This is a genomic window from Shewanella colwelliana ATCC 39565 (assembly GCF_000518705.1).
GTDB lineage: Bacteria > Pseudomonadota > Gammaproteobacteria > Enterobacterales > Shewanellaceae > Shewanella > Shewanella colwelliana.
This window is the reverse complement of sequence record NZ_JAEC01000012.1, coordinates 31,050-48,109: the sequence shown is the minus strand read 5'-3', so window position 1 is coordinate 48,109 and position 17,060 is coordinate 31,050. Positions and strand designations below refer to the sequence as shown.

The 17,060-nt window shown below is 46.4% G+C and carries 14 protein-coding genes and 1 riboswitch; of the genes, 4 read left to right on the top strand and 10 right to left on the bottom strand.

Translation table 11 applies throughout. From position 1 onward, the window contains the following. The first annotated feature begins 56 nt into the window (after positions 1-56). Positions 57-1,526, top strand: coding sequence for a phospholipase D-like domain-containing protein (locus L876_RS0106845; RefSeq protein ID WP_051412991.1), 1,470 nt, complete (start codon positions 57-59; stop codon positions 1,524-1,526). A 780-nt stretch (positions 1,527-2,306) separates the two neighbouring features. Here L876_RS0106845 and L876_RS0106835 read toward each other — a convergent pair. Together L876_RS0106835 and L876_RS0106830 are read right to left on the bottom strand one after the other, a co-directional pair. After that, positions 2,307-2,741 (bottom strand): hypothetical protein, encoded by a 435-nt coding sequence (locus tag L876_RS0106835; protein WP_051412989.1) that lies wholly within the window; start codon positions 2,739-2,741, stop codon positions 2,307-2,309. A gap of 73 nt (positions 2,742-2,814) precedes the next feature. After that, positions 2,815-3,993: a patatin-like phospholipase family protein gene (locus L876_RS0106830; protein ID WP_028763119.1), complete on the bottom strand. Its 1,179-nt coding sequence runs from the start codon at positions 3,991-3,993 to the stop codon at positions 2,815-2,817. 328 nt (positions 3,994-4,321) lie between these two features. Here L876_RS0106830 and L876_RS0106825 point away from each other — a divergent pair, with 328 nt between their 5' ends. The 3 genes from L876_RS0106825 to L876_RS0106815 all read left to right on the top strand — a co-directional run bounded on the left by L876_RS0106825 (position 4,322) and on the right by L876_RS0106815 (position 8,531). Beyond that, entirely contained in the window at positions 4,322-4,729 is a 408-nt protein-coding gene (locus L876_RS0106825; protein ID WP_028763118.1) for a glycine zipper family protein, read from the top strand. Between the two features lie 387 nt (positions 4,730-5,116). Beyond that, the gene (gene aspT, locus L876_RS0106820; RefSeq protein ID WP_028763117.1) at positions 5,117-6,820 is read left to right on the top strand and encodes an aspartate-alanine antiporter; all 1,704 of its coding nucleotides are present in this window, start codon (positions 5,117-5,119) and stop codon (positions 6,818-6,820) included. Positions 6,821-6,911: 91 nt separating this feature from the next. Beyond that, a complete protein-coding gene (locus tag L876_RS0106815; RefSeq protein ID WP_028763116.1) occupies positions 6,912-8,531 on the top strand; it encodes a bifunctional aspartate transaminase/aspartate 4-decarboxylase in 1,620 nt (539 codons plus the stop codon). 798 nt (positions 8,532-9,329) lie between these two features. On the opposite strand, the gene cobO is transcribed toward L876_RS0106815, so the two are convergent. The 8 genes from cobO to L876_RS0106775 form a co-directional block, all read right to left on the bottom strand. Continuing rightward, positions 9,330-9,962, bottom strand: a complete 633-nt coding sequence (cobO, locus tag L876_RS0106810) for a cob(I)yrinic acid a,c-diamide adenosyltransferase (RefSeq protein WP_028763115.1) — start codon at positions 9,960-9,962, stop codon at positions 9,330-9,332. Positions 9,963-10,063: 101 nt separating this feature from the next. Beyond that, on the bottom strand, positions 10,064-11,596 hold the full coding sequence (locus L876_RS0106805; protein ID WP_037428148.1) for a cobyric acid synthase: 1,533 nt from the start codon (positions 11,594-11,596) through the stop codon (positions 10,064-10,066). Between the two features lie 107 nt (positions 11,597-11,703). Next, a complete protein-coding gene (cobU, locus tag L876_RS0106800; protein ID WP_028763113.1) occupies positions 11,704-12,231 on the bottom strand; it encodes a bifunctional adenosylcobinamide kinase/adenosylcobinamide-phosphate guanylyltransferase in 528 nt (175 codons plus the stop codon). Beyond that, entirely contained in the window at positions 12,228-12,995 is a 768-nt protein-coding gene (locus L876_RS0106795) for an adenosylcobinamide-GDP ribazoletransferase (protein WP_028763112.1), read from the bottom strand. Before L876_RS0106795 ends, cobU begins: the two co-directional genes overlap by 4 nt. 55 nt (positions 12,996-13,050) lie before the next feature. Then, the gene (cobT, locus tag L876_RS0106790) at positions 13,051-14,079 is read right to left on the bottom strand and encodes a nicotinate-nucleotide--dimethylbenzimidazole phosphoribosyltransferase (protein WP_028763111.1); all 1,029 of its coding nucleotides are present in this window, start codon (positions 14,077-14,079) and stop codon (positions 13,051-13,053) included. Between the two features lie 42 nt (positions 14,080-14,121). Beyond that, positions 14,122-15,150: a FecCD family ABC transporter permease gene (locus L876_RS0106785; protein ID WP_081730649.1), complete on the bottom strand. Its 1,029-nt coding sequence runs from the start codon at positions 15,148-15,150 to the stop codon at positions 14,122-14,124. A 20-nt stretch (positions 15,151-15,170) separates the two neighbouring features. Then, positions 15,171-15,995 (bottom strand): ABC transporter ATP-binding protein, encoded by an 825-nt coding sequence (locus tag L876_RS21270; RefSeq protein WP_051412987.1) that lies wholly within the window; start codon positions 15,993-15,995, stop codon positions 15,171-15,173. A 110-nt stretch (positions 15,996-16,105) separates the two neighbouring features. Continuing rightward, positions 16,106-16,298, bottom strand: a riboswitch (cobalamin riboswitch). An 80-nt stretch (positions 16,299-16,378) separates the two neighbouring features. After that, positions 16,379-16,990 carry a histidine phosphatase family protein gene (locus L876_RS0106775; protein WP_028763109.1) on the bottom strand — a complete coding sequence of 204 codons (612 nt, stop codon included), beginning with the start codon at positions 16,988-16,990 and terminating at the stop codon, positions 16,379-16,381. Positions 16,991-17,060: the final 70 nt, after the last annotated feature.

Genomic DNA, 17,060 nt, shown 5'->3' with positions numbered 1-17,060 from the left:
CCAAGGCCGACTGGTTAACCGCTAGCCGGCCTTTTTCTCAACGAGGTACTCAACCTATGAGTAGATTTCCCCTAAGCCGCCAATTGATGGCGTTACTGCTATGCCTTTACAGCTTGGTGCTCACCGGGTGTGCCGGCAGCTACCCAGAGGTCGAACCCGGCTTTGAATCGAATTGGCAAGCTCAGCCCCATCAGGCACAGGTATATCTGATCCCCAGCGCGAGCGAGGCGTTGGCGCGTCGCATAGAGGCGATTCGCCAAGCACAGCAGAGTATCGACATCACCTACTTCTCTTGGAATAAAGATCTCTCCGGCCTGATGCTGCTCAATGAGTTGAAACTGGCGGCGGATAGAGGCGTTCAGGTACACATCGTCTTAGATGATCTCCTGGTTTTCAACGAAACCTGGCTGGCTGAATTAGGCCAACATGAGAAGATGGAGATCCGCATCTTTAATCCCTTCAACTCCCGTAAGACAGGTTGGCTAGGTCGCAGTATCGACTTTGAACGCCATAGGGCGCAGCTGGACAATCGACTCCATGAAAAGTATTTCAATGTCGATGGTCAGTTGATGATCTTAGGTGGACGCAATATTGGTGATGACTATTTTGGTTACAGTCAAGACGCTAACTTTTTCGACTTAGATGTGGTATTTAAAGGCGATATTATTCAAGCGTTTATGGATAATTATCAGCAGTTGTGGAACAGTGATCTGCTGACACCGGTTACAGCGCTGATTAAGACAAAAGAAGCTGGTACTTACCGCCAATTTAATCAAGCATTAGAGCGTGCCCAAACGAAACATTCTCAAGTAGCCGAGGCAATTGCGAGCTCGCTAACCTCTCTGTCTGCGATGAGTTTTATCGATGCTGAGGTGACACCTATTTTCGACTCGCTAGATAAGGTAAAAGACAATAAACCTTATTTCAGAACTCGAGTAGAGCGCCTAATGGAGGAACCGATAAATAATGCAAATAAGGCGGTCATTTCAAGTCCTTACTTAATTCCAGGTCAAAGTAAGTACAAGATTATTGAGACTCTGACGCAACATAATGCGGCGGTGACACTGATCACCAACTCATCGGCATCGAACGACTCAGCCTTCGTCCCAGCCTATTTTGAGCAATATCGTCCCGAGTTGTTGGAGATGGGAGTCGAGCTGTATGAATTTAAGGATAACGCCATCAATGATGATCATCTCTATCATGGTGCTACTTATTATCACAATAAAACATTTATATTTGACGACAAGCTCTCTTACATAGGGTCATCAAATTTCGATCCACGTTCGAATTTTCTTAATATTGAATTTGGCGTAGTAATCGATAGCCCAGCCTTTGCAGCCAAGTTAACAGACTATCTGCTGGGCAAGAAGGAACAGCTCTTTTGGCATGTATCTCTAGCTGAAGACGGCACGATTAGCTGGCGCTCTGGTGAGGAGTCCCATGACGCCTCACCAAACTATGGTGGCTGGCACAAGCTGCCGGACTGGATTATCAGACAACTCGATGGCGAATTTGAGCTCTAGCCCTTTCCACCTCACACTTGCCGGGGACGCTCCACTGAGATCGTCTCCGGCAAGCCTGCTCCGCCCATCCTAGTGCACGCGTCAAGCAATGCACTGGTAGCCTGTGTTCAAGGCTAACGCCTAGCGCTTAGTTCCAGATTCTTAATTCCAGACCCTTAGTGTCAACCTCTTAACGCTTAGATCCTAACTCCAGGATCTTCACATACGCCCCAGGCTTCCTTACATGAGTCTCCCGTCAGCTGCGAGTAACCACTGGTGCCTTTTTCTGTCCCTGACGACTAGCACTTAGCAATTATCCGCTAGCAATCAGCAATAGCCGAGTGACACCTGGTGCTTGGGGCTTTGGGGCTTTGGGGCTTTGGGGCTTTGGAGCTTTGGGGCTTTAAGCTGAGTACTTTGCGATTACAGCTCAGGACTAAATCCCACACTGCTTGCCTCCCTCATGAACCGCCGCCCTCGAACTGCACGGCATAGCCTCTAAATCGGACACCAGTCAATAGAAAGGCATGAAATAGCAAGGCAGTGAGTCGAGACATTCACGGGGTTACAACTCGAAGACATGGCCTTTCAGACACAAGACTAAACTTCCATCATCAATGAAGGCAATATAGAAAAAGAAGGCGATAGCCCCGCGCCAGGCGACTAAGCCGCATAGCTGCATGACACTGACGGGGAAAAGGCAATCCTTTGAAGAAATAGAAAGACAAACAAAAAGCCCACACAACGGCGGGCTTAAACAGTAATGAGTACTGATCTCCTAAGAATATTTATATTCTGTGACTATTTAAATTCTGTAACGCTGGCAACATAGTTAAATTCGCCTGAATCTCCATGGTAGTCACGATAGAGATCGACTGAGAAAAAGAGCGGCTTATCCTGCTCGATACGCTCGGCTATCTTATGTCCGAGCTTATCGATATCTTTCTCACCATATACATAAAACTTGCGTGTTTTTTCAAGTTGATGTGCTTTCGCCTGATCCTTAGTCACATAGATTTCACTGAACATTTCTTTAATGAAACCTTTATATTCAATTAGCTCAAAGCTGGCATCTTCATCGATGGTAATAGAGAACTCCGCCTCTTCAGTAACCGATACAAGCTGCTCCATCTCATGGGCTAGCTGTTTGGTCTCAAGACGATCGACGTTCTGAGCCATAGCGCTGGTACTTATTGCGGCCAACGCCAATGACAAGAGTGCTTTTTTCATATTCATATTCATACCTTAGTGTTAAAAAATTAATTAGTAATAGCTTGTATACCTAAGGGCCCCTTAACTGGACGCCTTCCTAGGGAACTTCAGTTGACCAAAGCTCAGTGGATTTAGCTTTGCTATAGCCATGTTGGTACAAGGCTTTCATATACTGTAAGTCGAACATATCTTTTGTCGCTTTAGGTGCGTTAAACTCATCATCCATATAAGTAAATGAAAGTTCTAAGCCACTATTCTTACTGAAATAAAGCATTCTATACAGGTCACCTTTAGCTTGTTGAATCGTCATACTGCCAAGGCTTCTGCTTAATAACTCAACGCCCTTATCTTCAGTTGCCTGATAGGGAACTTTTAACATGCCATTGCGAATAATATGTACCTGTGGGGTCGTCGTTAAACCCAAAGCCTCATTGATCTTGCCGTAATCCACATTGACTACTTCGAAAAACATTTGCACCGTAAGTCCGCCATCAACATGAAGCTCTTCTAGGGTCTTGTCACCTTGGTTAACCTCAATAAATTGTGGCGGAAACACCCCGGGTATTGATGAACTAGCTGCCAGAATTTGATGAATAAGAGTAACCTTGTTCGGTAGATCACTCTCGGCGATGCGACCAAGGTTCCAAACGACCAGCTCTTCAGAGTCAAAATGGGTGCTGCCAATAAATAACCGACGACCAGACTGATGCTGTACAGCAATCTGCTCAATCATTTCTGCCGTGTAGACGCTCTGGATGAATTCATACATCTTTTGTCCATCGGTAAATGCATCCTTAATCAACGCATTGAGAAAATTACGCTTACCTAAGATAAGATCGTCATTGAGACTCAACATGACGTTTTTCAAACGCGGGATTTCTTCCCCACCCACAAATACAAATGGCGCCATCAGTGAGCCAGCACTAATGCCAGTAACAATGCTGTACTCCTGCAATTGATTGCTGTCGTACAAACCGTTAATGATTCCGGCGCCAAATGCTCCGTTAGCGCCTCCGCCTGACAGAGCGAGAATATTTAGCTGATCGCCACTCACCTTTAACGGAGTCTTGCCATCTTGCGGGTTAAATAAGAAATCTGAAGCATCATCCCCCCAAACCCGATAGGGTTCAGAGGACGCATCAGCTGAACTAGACTCAACGGTTACCGCTCGGTAATTATCTTTTGTGACTCGGTTTTCAAGGGGGTGTGTTGAACTACACGCCACAAGAAACAGCGCTAAAAACATCACCATAGGTAAAGATTTATTGCGACCCATTACTCTCTCCAAATTACTGATCATCACGACCGAGTCGTGACATTAAAAACAACGGACAACAGCCTTATGTCCTACTTATTTAAGTGGTGCTGATAACATAAAACCCAGCACCAACACTGCAACATGCTTGATTGTTGGTATTTTAAACAGATAAACGAGAAGTCATTAATCGCATATGTAGGGTTAAACCCTACAATCACAACTCGACGGTTTCATTAGGAAAACGGTGCAATATTTGTAGGGTTTTATCCTTCAAAAGGAATATGGGCGATGGCAGTAGCATTGGTAGATTGACCTTGTCCGATCCGTTTCAATCTATAGGTCATTTATGAGCAGAAAAAAAATACTATTGGGTGCAGCACTATTTGTATCAGTGTCGGCATACACCCAAGCAAACATCATTGTCGATAACAAAAATGTCGATGCCCAGCAATATCACGCGGATATGTATGAGTGCGAACAGTTAACCCAGCAAGTTGAACATCAATCGTCCAATTCACTAGGACATGACGTACTAAGTTCAGCGGCCAAAGGTGCTGCCATCGGCGCTGCTGGCGGTGCTATATCGGGTGGAAGTGGCTCTAACGGTGCCAAAGCGGGGGCCGGAATAGGTTTGATTGGCGGGGCATTAAAGCATGGTGCCGAGAAACGCCGGGCCGAACAAAACTTCGATGATCAGACCCAAAGTGTCATGCGTAACTGCATGGTTGGTCGCGGCTATACGGTACTCAACTAAGCCTTATGCTTTAACATTACAGCAATGGCTATCAATTAGTTGGTGCGCTCAAATACAAAAATGCCGCGACGTTATCGCGGCATTTTTTTAGCTCTCAATTAGACATTTCTAACTTTTGGCACTCACAAGCAAACGGCTGACCAAGCTACAAAACTCGGTCCGTCCATCGAAATAACCCTAGCAAATAAAATTGATGATCAACACTTAAAACCTTGATCTTATCCCTTACCAAGCACCATGACTTTTGATGGGTTTGATCCATCAAATGGTATTAACTAGGTTTCAAACACATCGATATTATGACTCCCGCAGCCAGTGATGAATCTCTAAGCAGGCAGCAGCACTTAACCAAATTTTGAAAAACTTAACCTCTAGGCAGCAATGATTATGAATATGATTGAAAATCTATTTGCTATATCACCGTACATTGCGCTGTTTATTACCCTCGCATTAGGTTATGCCGTCGGCAAAATCACCATTGGACGCTTCGTTCTTGGTGGTGTCGCGGGAACCTTATTAATGGGTGTATTAATCGGCCAATTCGGCGTACAAATTGACCCCGGTGTCAAAACCATCTTCTTCGCACTGTTTATTTATGCAGTTGGCTATCAAGGTGGGCCCCAATTCTTTAGCGCGCTTAACTTTAAAACCATTAATATTTTGTTATCAGCAGTTGTGATGACGGTTACTGGACTATTGTGTGTGCTTCTTGCCGCCAAGTTCTTTGATCTTGATAGCGGTACAGCCGCAGGTCTTGCAGCAGGCGGGTTAACCCAATCAGCGATTATCGGCACCGCTGGCGATGCCATATCCAAGCTCGGTGGCGTCACAGAAGAAGCCAAAAGCTTAATGCAGACAAATGTTGCAGTCGGATATGCGGTGACTTATATCTTCGGTTCGCTTGGTCCAATCCTAATGGTGTCATGGTTAATCCCTTCAATCATGAAGTGGGATATCCGTGAAGAGGCGTTAAAACTCGCTGCTAAGTTATCTGATGGTAAGCCAGAACTCGCTCCAGGACAGTTCAACGCGATTACCGACCTTGTTTCTCGCGCCTATCAACTCGATAGCCACAATAAATTGATTGGTAAAAGCATTCAACAAGCAAACCAAGAATTAATCGATATCGCTATCGAGATGGTCAATCGTGATGGAAAAACCATAGAGGCAGACAAATCGTTAGCGCTTCAAGTCGGTGATGTAATTGTGATTACAGGTCGTCGAGACACCATCGCAGCCCATACAGCGGCACAAGGCCATGAAGTAACATTGCCCCCGCAGACCACCTTGATTGAAGAGAACCGTCAGCTCATAGCCAACAATGCAACGTTAGTCGGCAAAACACTTGCACAAATCAAAGCTGAAACTAACCGTGATACCGCACGTGGCGTCTATATCACTGATGTCGTGCGTGCTGGTCACTCGCAAATTATCAGTGCTGATCTCGTCATCCAAAGAGATGATGTTATTCAGTTAACCGGTTCTGCGATAGATATTAATCGAGTAGAAAAAAACATTGGTAAACGTCTCAACTCTGCCTTTGCCACCGACTTTGTCTTTTTCGGCATTGGTATGGTCGCAGGACTATTGATTGGCTTGATCAATTTTAAAATTGCAGGCATTCCAGTGACCATAGGTTCTGGTGCTGGCTGTTTAGTCTCAGGCCTGTTTATGGGCTGGTTGCGTAGCCGCAAGCCCAACACAGCAACCTTGCCACTTGGTGCTTCTAACTTTCTTCGTGACTTTGGTTTAGCAGTATTTGTCGGCATTGTTGGCCTACAAGCTGGACCACAAGCAATTGATACTATTAAAGAACATGGCTTAACCCTGTTGTTCTTGGGTATTGGTGTCACCATCATCCCACAAATTATCTCGTTCTTTTTCTCTTACTACGTCTTGAGAATAAGAAACCCAATCGAAGCACTAGGTTGTGTTAGCGGTGGTCGCAGTGCAAACCCAGCGTTTGCAGCATTGCTTGAAAAAGCAGGTAATGCCACACCAGTGTTCTCATTCACTGTGACATATGCCATTGCCAATGTGCTGCTAACCCTATGGGGACCCATCATTGTTGGCATCATATCAGCCAGTTAGCTCCTCCCAGATAGCCGACGCTAGTCATCACCCTCTAGCGTTGGCCGTCACCCAAAATTGTTATTCATTTAAATTATAAAAGGTACATACTATGACGACTCAAAATACTCCTGCGATTGCAGACATAGATTTCACAAAATTCGCCGATTTAAGCCCATTTGAGCTAAAAGACAAACTGATTGATGTGGCAAAATCAGTACCTGATCGCGCCCTGCTGGACGCAGGTCGTGGGAATCCTAACTTTCTTGCCACCTTACCTCGTAAAGCATTTGTCGCCTTAGGTGAGTTTGCCATTGATGAGTCAGAGCGCACATACTCCTACCTAAACCAAGGTTTTGGCGGTATTCCTGATGGTGTAGGTATCGTTGAACGCTTCGACAGCTTTGCCAAAGACAATAAGGCTAAAGCTGGCGTACAGTTTTTACAAAAAGCGGTGAGCTACGCTAAAGATCGCTTAGGTATTGAGAAACACGTATTCCTCAACGAATTTGTTAATGCTTATCTTGCATGTAACTACCCTGTACCACCACGTATGCTCACCAACATTGAAAAAGTGGTCAAGCAGTACATTGGCGAAGAGATGTATGGCACGGTGCCGATGAATAGCGACTTCGATCTGTTTGCTACTGAAGGTGGCACCGCCTCGATGACTTACACTTTTGCCACAATGTTCCATAACGGACTACTAAAAAAAGGTGATAAAATAGCCTTAACAACCCCGATCTTTACCCCATATTTAGAGATCCCTGAGCTTGAAGAGTACGATCTAGAAGTGGTTGAGGTCCGCCTTGATGAAGAGACGTGGCAGTTACCTCAATCAGAAATTGAAAAATTGGCAGACAAAGACATTAAACTGCTTTGCGTTGTTAACCCTGCAAATCCTGCATCGGTTAAATTTTCTGAAGACACCATGAAAAGGTTAGCTGATTTTGTAAACACTCAACGTAGCGACCTATTTATCATTACTGATGATGTGTATAGCACGTTTGCCGATAACTTTGTGTCACTGTTTGCAACACTGCCCTACAACACATTATGTGTGTACTCATTTTCTAAGTATTTTGGAGCAACAGGCTGGCGTTTAGGCACTATTGGTATTCATCATGAAAACGTATTTGATGACGCGATGCGTGCATTACCTGAAACAGACCAGCAAAAGTTAGATAATCGCTATAAAACCATGACACCAGAGCCACGTGAGGTTAAGTTCATTGACCGTATCGTCGCAGATAGCCGCGCAGTGGCATTAAACCACACCGCGGGCTTATCACTACCACAGCAGGTGCAAATGGCACTGTTTTCACTTAACTGCCTAATGGATATGGAAGGCAACTATAAAGCCGCATGTAAGCGTATCATCCGTGAGCGTTATCTTACTCTTTACAAAAATATGGGCGTAGAAGTTGAAGCCAATGAAGATCGTGTGGATTACTACACCTTGCTTGAGCTCGATACATTAGGTGGAAATTTATATGGCCCTGAATTTGTTGACTGGTTTTTGGCTAACGGCAAAGGTAAAGATTTCTTGTTTGTACTAGCATACAAAACAGGAGTGATTTTATTGCCGGGTAAAGGTTTTGATGTGATGCACTCATCTGTTCGTGTGTCACTGGCGAACTTAACTCATCATGAGTATGAATTAATTGGCCGCGAAACGCGCATTGTGCTTGATGATTACTATGCTGAATATCAGGCTTCACTTAGCGCTTAATCAATACAAGGCTTGACCCTGTAAAATAATAAAACTCAGTGCATACTGGGTTTTATTATTTCCGCTGTCCACGACACGCTGGCTATGGCTGCGAAAAGTTCATCGTCGGCTAACTTTTGAAACCTAGTTTAGCAAACTAGCATTAATCCATTCACCATTAGAGGTTGCACGGGAGAAATAACTGTAATAATTTCCCGATACTGTTGCATGGAGAACATCTGCGCGGCCATCACCGTTTAAATCAACAAACTGGTCGAGATATTTCAATGTGTCAGATGTAGCCATCTCTGTATAAACTGGATCCAGTAAGGTCACACCATCGGAAAGCCGGTAATACCACTGCCACTGGGTGTCATGGATAGAGCCAGAAGCTTGACCACAAGAACAGTATGGAGCGGAGTCTAGAATTAAAATGATAGAAATTAATGTGTCAGATTTATAAGACTTTACGATCTGAAAGCCTTACCAGAATGACGATAGGATAGTATTATTCGGCATGAAAACGGTAGTTTGTGAAAGGTTGTGTTTGGCGATGTAACCTTACCACGAACTACCATTTGTGTTTTCAGTTCCCGCTAACCTGCAAAGAACCTAAAAATAGGGTTAAAACATATTAAATTCAGGGACACTCGATATTTTGTCAAGCTATGCTTCAATTTTCAACTCAAGCAATTGATTTATATAAAATTGAATTATGTAGTTAAAATACAAAACACTGTTTCATGTCAAACTATGCTTTAAACTTGTCAGACTATGGTTATCTTATGTCAATGTATGCTTTCAGCGACAAGATAGAGCCTAATAATCAAACCCAATTTGCGCTTTAACGCCGGCGTCAAACGCATGTTTAATCGGTTGAACTTCACTCACGGTATCGGCTAGCTCAATAATCGCACGGTGACACGCCCTGCCAGTAATGATCACATGCTGCATCGGCGGGCGATGGTTAAGCGCATCCAGTACACGCTCAAGCTCAATATAGTGATAGCTCACCATATAAGTGAGTTCATCGAGCAAAATAATATCGATGGTTTCATCTTTGAGTAATGCTTCAGCTGCTTCCCACGCTCCCATCGCCGCTAAGGTATCTTTCTCTCTGTCTTGGGTTTCCCAAGTAAAACCTGTTCCCATCACGTGGAACTCAACACCGACTTTCTCTAGCACTGCGCGCTCACCGCAAGGCCAGTTGCCCTTAATAAACTGTACTACAGCCGCCTTTTTTCCATGCCCTACTGCACGGGTAATATTGCCAAACCCAGCCGTAGACTTACCTTTACCATTACCGGTCAAGACCAGTAACACGCCTTTCTCTAATTGCGCCTTAGCGATTTTGGCATCCACGGCGTCCTTCACTTTTTGTTGGCGCGCTTTATGACGCTCGGCTTTTATTTCGTCACTGGTTTTTGCTTGGGTATCGGTTTTATCATTCATGGTAAATTCTCTAATTACTCTTTATTTATCTATCAGGCTATTTGCATGTCAGGTGCTAGGCCTATTCGCTACTGATGCTTCGCGTCAATAGTGAGCCTTGTCTAACTCGTTTTCTCGGTCAAAATATCAGCCAGTTTGGCCATATCCATATGCTGTGCGAGCATATCGGCGAGCCTATCGAGCTGAGTCATGCGCTGAGCATCAAGATCGATAGCTTCAACCTGTTTCATCCCAGCCCACTTGAGTAATAATTGCGCCGCCTGCGGCTGGTCAAATAGCCCATGCAAGTAGGTACCAAAAATCTGATTATCTGTCGACAGACAACCATCATGCACGCCCTGTCCTCTTTCATCAGGGCGCAGTGATATCGGGGCGACTTGCGTCGTTAAGCACTTTGTTTGGCCGCAGTGGATTTCATACCCTTTAATCGGCACAGTTGCACCGGCCAAACTGAGATCACCAGCCACCTGAGTTAACTGCTTAGTGGGCGTTAAGCTTGTCACGAGTGGCAGTAACCCTAACCCATCACTCTCACCCACTTGCCCCTCGACGCCAGTGGGGTCATCAATCGCCAGTCCCAGCATCTGGTAACCGCCACAAATGCCAATCACTTTGCCACCATATCTGAGGTGAGTGTTGATCAGTCTGTCCCAACCATTACTGAGCATAGTCGTGAGGTCTTGGCGCACACTCTTACTCCCCGGCAGAATAATCAGGTCGGCTTGGGGCTGTTTTCCATCAAATGGAGCGGTTACAGTTTGATAGGTAAACTCAATATCCTCATGCAATCTTAACGGGTCAAAATCTGTATGGTTGCTGATCCGTGGCCACACTAGCACCAACACCTTAAATTTAGGTTGCGCGGTTTTGATCGGCGCTACCATCAGCGCATCTTCGGCGTCCAGATGCAGGTCATTAAGGTAAGGCAACACCCCCAACACAGGTTTATCAATTTTGTTTTCTAGCCAATCAAGCCCCGATTGCAGCAAGCTAATATCGCCGCGAAACCGATTAATAACCACTCCTTTTATGCGCGCCTGCTCGGAGGGTGACAGTAACATCAAGGTACCAACAATATGGGCAAATACCCCACCTTTATCTATGTCAGCAATTAAAATTACCGGGCAATCGACCGCTTCGGCAAATCCCATATTGGCAATATCACCTTCACGCAGATTGATTTCTGCAGGACTCCCCGCCCCCTCAACCATCACGAGTTCATATTGAGCTTTCAAACGAGATAAAGAATCTAACACGGCCGCCATCGCCTTGGTGCGATAACCTTGGCTGTCTTTACCAAAATAGGTTTGACCATCCATATGCGATAGCGCTTTACCTTGGACAATGACTTGTGAGCAAGTGTCAGAACTTGGCTTTAGCAAGATAGGATTAAAATCCGTATGCGCTGCCAGCCCACACGCTATGGCTTGCAGCGCCTGGGCTCGACCAATTTCGCCCCCATCACTAGTGACAGCGCTATTCAGTGCCATATTCTGAGGTTTAAAAGGCGCAACATTGACACCTTGCTTAGCAAAGTAGCGGCACAAGCCCGCCACCAGCGTACTCTTACCCGCATCAGACGTGGTGCCCTGCACCATCAAGATCTTCGCTGATTTTTCACTGTTATTTGGCATAGTTATTCGGCATAGTTTTTTTTATAGTTAGTAGACTCATTATCTTGCTGCTATCGACGAGCCATGCGCCTTTCTCTTTATTGGCGAATGATTTCTCGCTTCCATTGTTAGCCTTTCAGGGTCATCGGCAGCCCTGCCGTAACAAGCACGACTTCATCAGCAATGTTGGCTATGGCCTGATGCAGCCAACCTGCTTCATCGACAAATTGACGACTTAAAGGATCGGCCGCAACAAGCCCGCCACCCACCTCATTTGAAACAAGAATAATCGTTCCGGGCAACTGAGGTAATGCGGCTAAAAACTCACTTCTTACCTGCGGCCAATCACTGTTTTTTGATAGCAGTTGGTTGGTCAACCATAGGGTTAAACAATCGACGAGGATCACTTGGTTGTGCCGCGCATTCTCTGTTAAGCAGTTACTCAGATTTAGTGGGCACTCTAGGGTACGCCAAGGTAAATCATCCTCTGTGCGCTCCTGTTGATGGCGCTGAATACGACTCGTCATCTCTTCATCGAACGCCTCTGCCGTAGCCACAAACAGGCAATCATCGCCTAGCGCAACTCGCTTGGCTGCCAGGGCTAACGCGTGGCGAGACTTACCACTGCGTGCACCGCCTAAAACAAAATAGATCATAAACTCACCGCTACAATAAACAGATAACAGCACAACTCACTTACCTGCTGCGCCGCGCCTAAGGTGTCCCCTGTGTAACCACCAATCTGCTTTTTAAACCCGAGAATCAATAGGTAGCGCAAACCGACAAGTACAGCACATAAACTAAGGGCGAAACTGACACCGGATAGCCATAGGGTAATCATGGCTGTGAGCAGTAATATTCCTAATTCATTGAAGGTTTGTGACTGCGCCAGCGGCTTACTCTTGCTGCTGGCATCCTCACGAACATATTGCTCAGAATAGATAATCGACGCGGCAAGCACTCGGCTAAGGCAATGTGCACTGACTAACGCCGCCATCACAAGTTCCTCCTGATACAGTGCAATTTCACTAAGCAGCACAAACTTAAGCCATAGTGCGAACACCAGCGCCAGCACTCCATAGGTGCCAACTCTAGAATCTTTCATAATGGTGAGCTTATCTTGTAGCGTCCAGCCACCGCCAAAGCCATCGGCGGTATCGGCCAAGCCATCTTCATGAAAGCCGCCAGTCACCAACACGCTAGCTATCATGGCAAGCACAATCGCCACACTGCTAGGCAACAGCATGTTGGCCAACAAGTAAGTGCCAGCACTGATAAGCCCAACAAGCACGCCAACTAAGCCAAAGTAGCGACTGGCCTGATTGAGTTTTTCACTATCGACCTGCACCCAGTTAGGCATAGGAATGCGCGTAAAAAAGCCCATCGCAATAAAAAATAGGTTTAACTGCTTTATCAGCACCTAGCGTTCACTCCTTATCCCAGCTCTGCAACCTTCTGACCTTCCATTCTTCAAGCTAAATCTCAATACCTAAATCTTGCAGACTTGCCATCTCGTTGTAAAAGCCGCTTGCAGCATGGACCAAAGGCAACGCTAATGCCGCCCCGGTCCCTTCACCTAAGCGCATGCCCAATGAGAGTAGCGGCTTAGCCTTTAGATGTTGCAGCATAAGCTGATGACCACGCTCATCAGACTGATGCGCAAAAATCATATAATCACGTACCGCAGGGGCGATGGCGACTGCGACCAAGGCAGCCGCCGTGGCAATAAAGCCATCGACCAAGATCAACATCTTGTGCTCTGCGGTGGCAAGCATTGCCCCAGTCATTTGCACAATTTCAAAACCGCCCACTGCCGCTAGCACACCATAGGGATCGCTTAGCTGATCTCGATGAAGGTGTAACGCCTGCTCAATTAGCATCTGCTTTCTGGCCATGACTTGAGCATCGATGCCAGTGCCGCGGCCGACACATGCAGCCACATCCATATTTAACATTGCCGCCATAATCGCTGCCGCCGATGACGTATTGCCAATCCCCATCTCACCAAAAGCGAGCAAATTAGAGCCTTGGCCATGATGAAAGGCAACCCGCTCTTTCGCCATAGCAAAGCCTTGCTTAACCGCGCCTAAGGTCATGGCACTTTCTCGATGAAACGGCTGAGTGCCGGCACCAAGTCGTTGATTAATTAGTTCCGGTTCATCGACAATAGGCGATGCGATGCCGCAATCAATCACCTCAAGGGTAAACCCCGCTTGACGACAAAAGACATTGATCGCCGCCCCACCACGTAAGAAGTTGTAAACCATCTGCGTGGTCACTTCGCTCGGCGCTATCGACACACCTGATGCGGCTATGCCATGATCGGCGGCGAACACCAGCATTGCTGGGCGATGAATTTGTGGCCGCACTTTCCCCAACACTTGGGCGATTTGCAGTGCCAGCGTTTCTAATTCACCTAACGCCCCAAGTGGTTTAGTTTTACTATCGATATTGGTCTGTATTTGCTGATCAAACTCATGATTTATGGGGGATATCGCGAACATCTACACCTACCTTTAATCAAACGACGAGGGGGTAATCACGCCCTAACGGCCGCGCTTACCCCCTAAGATAAAGAGAAAAAAACCACTACCAATAACAGCGGTAATGATGCCGATGGGCAACTCTTGATAGCTGAGCAAACAGCGAGCAAGCACATCGACCCAAATCATAAAGAGACCGCCAACAATCCCTGTGGTCAAGAGTGCAAATCGCCCAGGCAAGAGCAGCCGCACTATGTGAGGAACCATTAAGCCGACAAAGCCGATACCGCCACAATTTGCCACTAATACTGCTGTGATCAACGAACATAAAAGCAAGATGTTAAGCCGCAAACGTTGCACGTTAATCCCTAAGGTATGCGCCGTTTCATCACCTGCTTTAATAGCGATAATTTGTCGTTTAAATAACAAGATAGTTAGTGTACATACAGCAACGACAACCAAAGGTAACCAAAGTGTCGCCCAACTGGCTTTTGCAAAACTGCCCAGACTCCAAAACAGTACCGATGCCGCAGCTTGGGGACCGGAAAAATAGAGCAGTAAACTGGTCAAGGCACCAAACATAAACGAGATAGCAACTCCAGATAGCAACATCCTCTCTATCTGAGTACTTAGGCTGCGTCCGCATAAGGCCAACACCATTAATACCGCGACACTGGCCCCTAAAAAAGCACCAACGGGTAAACTGACATGACTCAACCATGCACCGCTATCGACACTTACACCACCAAGCAGGGTGATCACTACTACGGCGCCAAATGATGCGCCAGAGGAGATACCAAATAGGTAAGGATCGGCAAGCGGATTACGGGTCACGGTTTGCAATACTGCGCCTGCGATAGCAAGACCAAAGCCTGCGACAAAGGCCATCATGATCCGCGGCAAGCGCAGTTCCATAATAATCCGACTGCTAATGTCTCCCTGAGATTGTCCAGTTAACTGAGCAATCACCACCTGCAATACCTGGCTCACTTGAATATCCGCTGCACCAAAACTAGCGGCAATCAGCGGCGTCATGAGTGCCACAAGCAAAACCAGTAACAGCAGCGGCAACACCCTCACAGCCCGCCCCATCATTTCGACAGGCAACGTATTCATGGCACCACCTCGTCATGTTCTGTCATGCCATGACCGCTATATCCGTAAAAATAGTTTATCTGCGGATTACCATGCTGAGGGTGCGGTGTGACCTGACAACAGACACCAAACACTGAACCAATTTGCTGCTCATTGAGTACTTGTGCCGGGGTGCCCTGTATCACCGACAGGCCTTTATCAAGCAGCAAAAGCTGATCGCATAAGGCACTGGCCAAATTGAGATCGTGGATGGAGATAATTACGGTCATATCCAAGGATCGCAATAACTCTAAAATCTGGATTTGATAGCGGATATCAAGGTGATTTGTAGGTTCGTCGAGGATCAGTAGATCTGGCTTCTGCACAATGGCTCTGGCAATTAGGGCGCGTTGCTTTTCGCCGCCAGATAGCTGCTCATAGGGCTGCAAGGCTCGCTCAGTGAGCCCGACTGTGGCTAATGCGTTAGCTATATCCCGTTTATCTTGCGCACTGGTGAGTGAAAATGCGCCCTTGTGAGGGGTTAATCCAAGACCAACCAACTGCTGCGTTGTCATATCAAAATAGTGCGGCGTGTCTTGCAATACTACGGCCACTTGCTGGGCAAATGCTTTGGCAGAAAAGGTGTTAATGTCTTGGCCAAGCAGGGTGATGTCACCACGGGTGGGCACAAGATAACGATAGAGGCAACGCAGTAGGGTAGATTTACCCGCGCCGTTAGGACCAATCACCCCCAGCATCTTGCCCTTTTCCAGCGAAACACTGATATCGGCCAAGATGGCACGTTGGCCACTGTGCCAGCTTAATCCCTTGATGGATAAAGCGAGTGGTTGCGGGTCATCCATGGCCTAAACCATCTCGTAATGTAGACCGCTGTGCACAAGCATAAATACGGACGTCGTGACGTCCATCAAACTGGTTCATCATTAGCTCCCTCAAGTCACCCGCTTGAGTCATTAGGCTATAGAGTAAGGCAGGTATCCTGACTTGTGGTTGAAATAAGGCACTCACTGCCTTACTTAACGCACTCACAGTTGCGGGCACAGTTTGGGCTCAAGGCTTTCACCTCTCCCAATTCCCTTATTAAGTTTGAGTTATCCGCCTGTTTAAAGGATACGGTTCTCAACACCTTCACTCTCGGCATGAGGTATTCACCTTGATGCCTAAATTGCTGGCTATTATGCGACATTTCAAACGAGAGGCAAGTCTAGCGGCGTAAATCACTGCCCTAGATTGACTCTCCCCAATGAAGTCGCCAGTAACAAGCTCCATCTCCATCTCTGAAATGAGTAATTTTTACCACACTGGCATATTCTAAGCTGAGTTGAGTATAGAACCCCACTGCTTGGCTAACACCTAAGGCTTTAGCCATCAAGTGTCGAATCACACCACCATGAGTAATAATCAGTAGCTTCTCCTCGCAGTGCTCAGTGACTAGCTGCTCAACGACCTCATCGAGTCGTTGTTCAAAAGTGCTCATCAGTTCTCCTTCAGGCAAAGGATGCAGCCAAGGATTTTGCCAATAAGCCGTTAATTCAGCACCATGTTCAGCATGAAGTTTCGGGATCGTTTGCCCATCCCAACGACCAAAATAGATCTCTTTTAACCGCTCATCGAGCGACACACTCACATCTCGCTTTCGTGCGATATAGTGAGCGAATTTGGCACAGCGCATCAGTGGCGAACTGACGACTCTATCGACCATCTCAGGCAATTTGGCGTAAGCCAACTGCATCTGTGCAAAACCAATTTCAGTCAAGGCCACGTCACTATGACCACGTAAGGTGTTGCCCCCTTCGCACTCACCATGACGCATAAGGTACAGCGTTGTTTGTGCCATATTAATCAATATCGTTAACGACTAAGTCTTTAGAAGGATACGCTTAACAAATCGAACATAGCAAGGCTCA

Coding starts and splice junctions, on each gene's coding strand:
- L876_RS0106830 (WP_028763119.1), bottom strand. CDS start 3,993: ATGGGTCGCAATAAATCTTTACCTATGGTGATGTTTTTAGCGCTGTTT.
- L876_RS0106835 (WP_051412989.1), bottom strand. CDS start 2,741: ATGAATATGAAAAAAGCACTCTTGTCATTGGCGTTGGCCGCAATAAGT.
- L876_RS0106775 (WP_028763109.1), bottom strand. CDS start 16,990: ATGGCACAAACAACGCTGTACCTTATGCGTCATGGTGAGTGCGAAGGG.
- L876_RS0106825 (WP_028763118.1), top strand. CDS start 4,322: ATGAGCAGAAAAAAAATACTATTGGGTGCAGCACTATTTGTATCAGTG.
- aspT (WP_028763117.1), top strand. CDS start 5,117: ATGAATATGATTGAAAATCTATTTGCTATATCACCGTACATTGCGCTG.
- cobT (WP_028763111.1), bottom strand. CDS start 14,079: ATGTTCGCGATATCCCCCATAAATCATGAGTTTGATCAGCAAATACAG.
- L876_RS21270 (WP_051412987.1), bottom strand. CDS start 15,995: ATGGATGACCCGCAACCACTCGCTTTATCCATCAAGGGATTAAGCTGG.
- L876_RS0106805 (WP_037428148.1), bottom strand. CDS start 11,596: ATGCCAAATAACAGTGAAAAATCAGCGAAGATCTTGATGGTGCAGGGC.
- L876_RS0106785 (WP_081730649.1), bottom strand. CDS start 15,150: ATGGGGCGGGCTGTGAGGGTGTTGCCGCTGCTGTTACTGGTTTTGCTT.
- L876_RS0106815 (WP_028763116.1), top strand. CDS start 6,912: ATGACGACTCAAAATACTCCTGCGATTGCAGACATAGATTTCACAAAA.
- L876_RS0106845 (WP_051412991.1), top strand. CDS start 57: ATGAGTAGATTTCCCCTAAGCCGCCAATTGATGGCGTTACTGCTATGC.
- cobU (WP_028763113.1), bottom strand. CDS start 12,231: ATGATCTATTTTGTTTTAGGCGGTGCACGCAGTGGTAAGTCTCGCCAC.
- cobO (WP_028763115.1), bottom strand. CDS start 9,962: ATGAATGATAAAACCGATACCCAAGCAAAAACCAGTGACGAAATAAAA.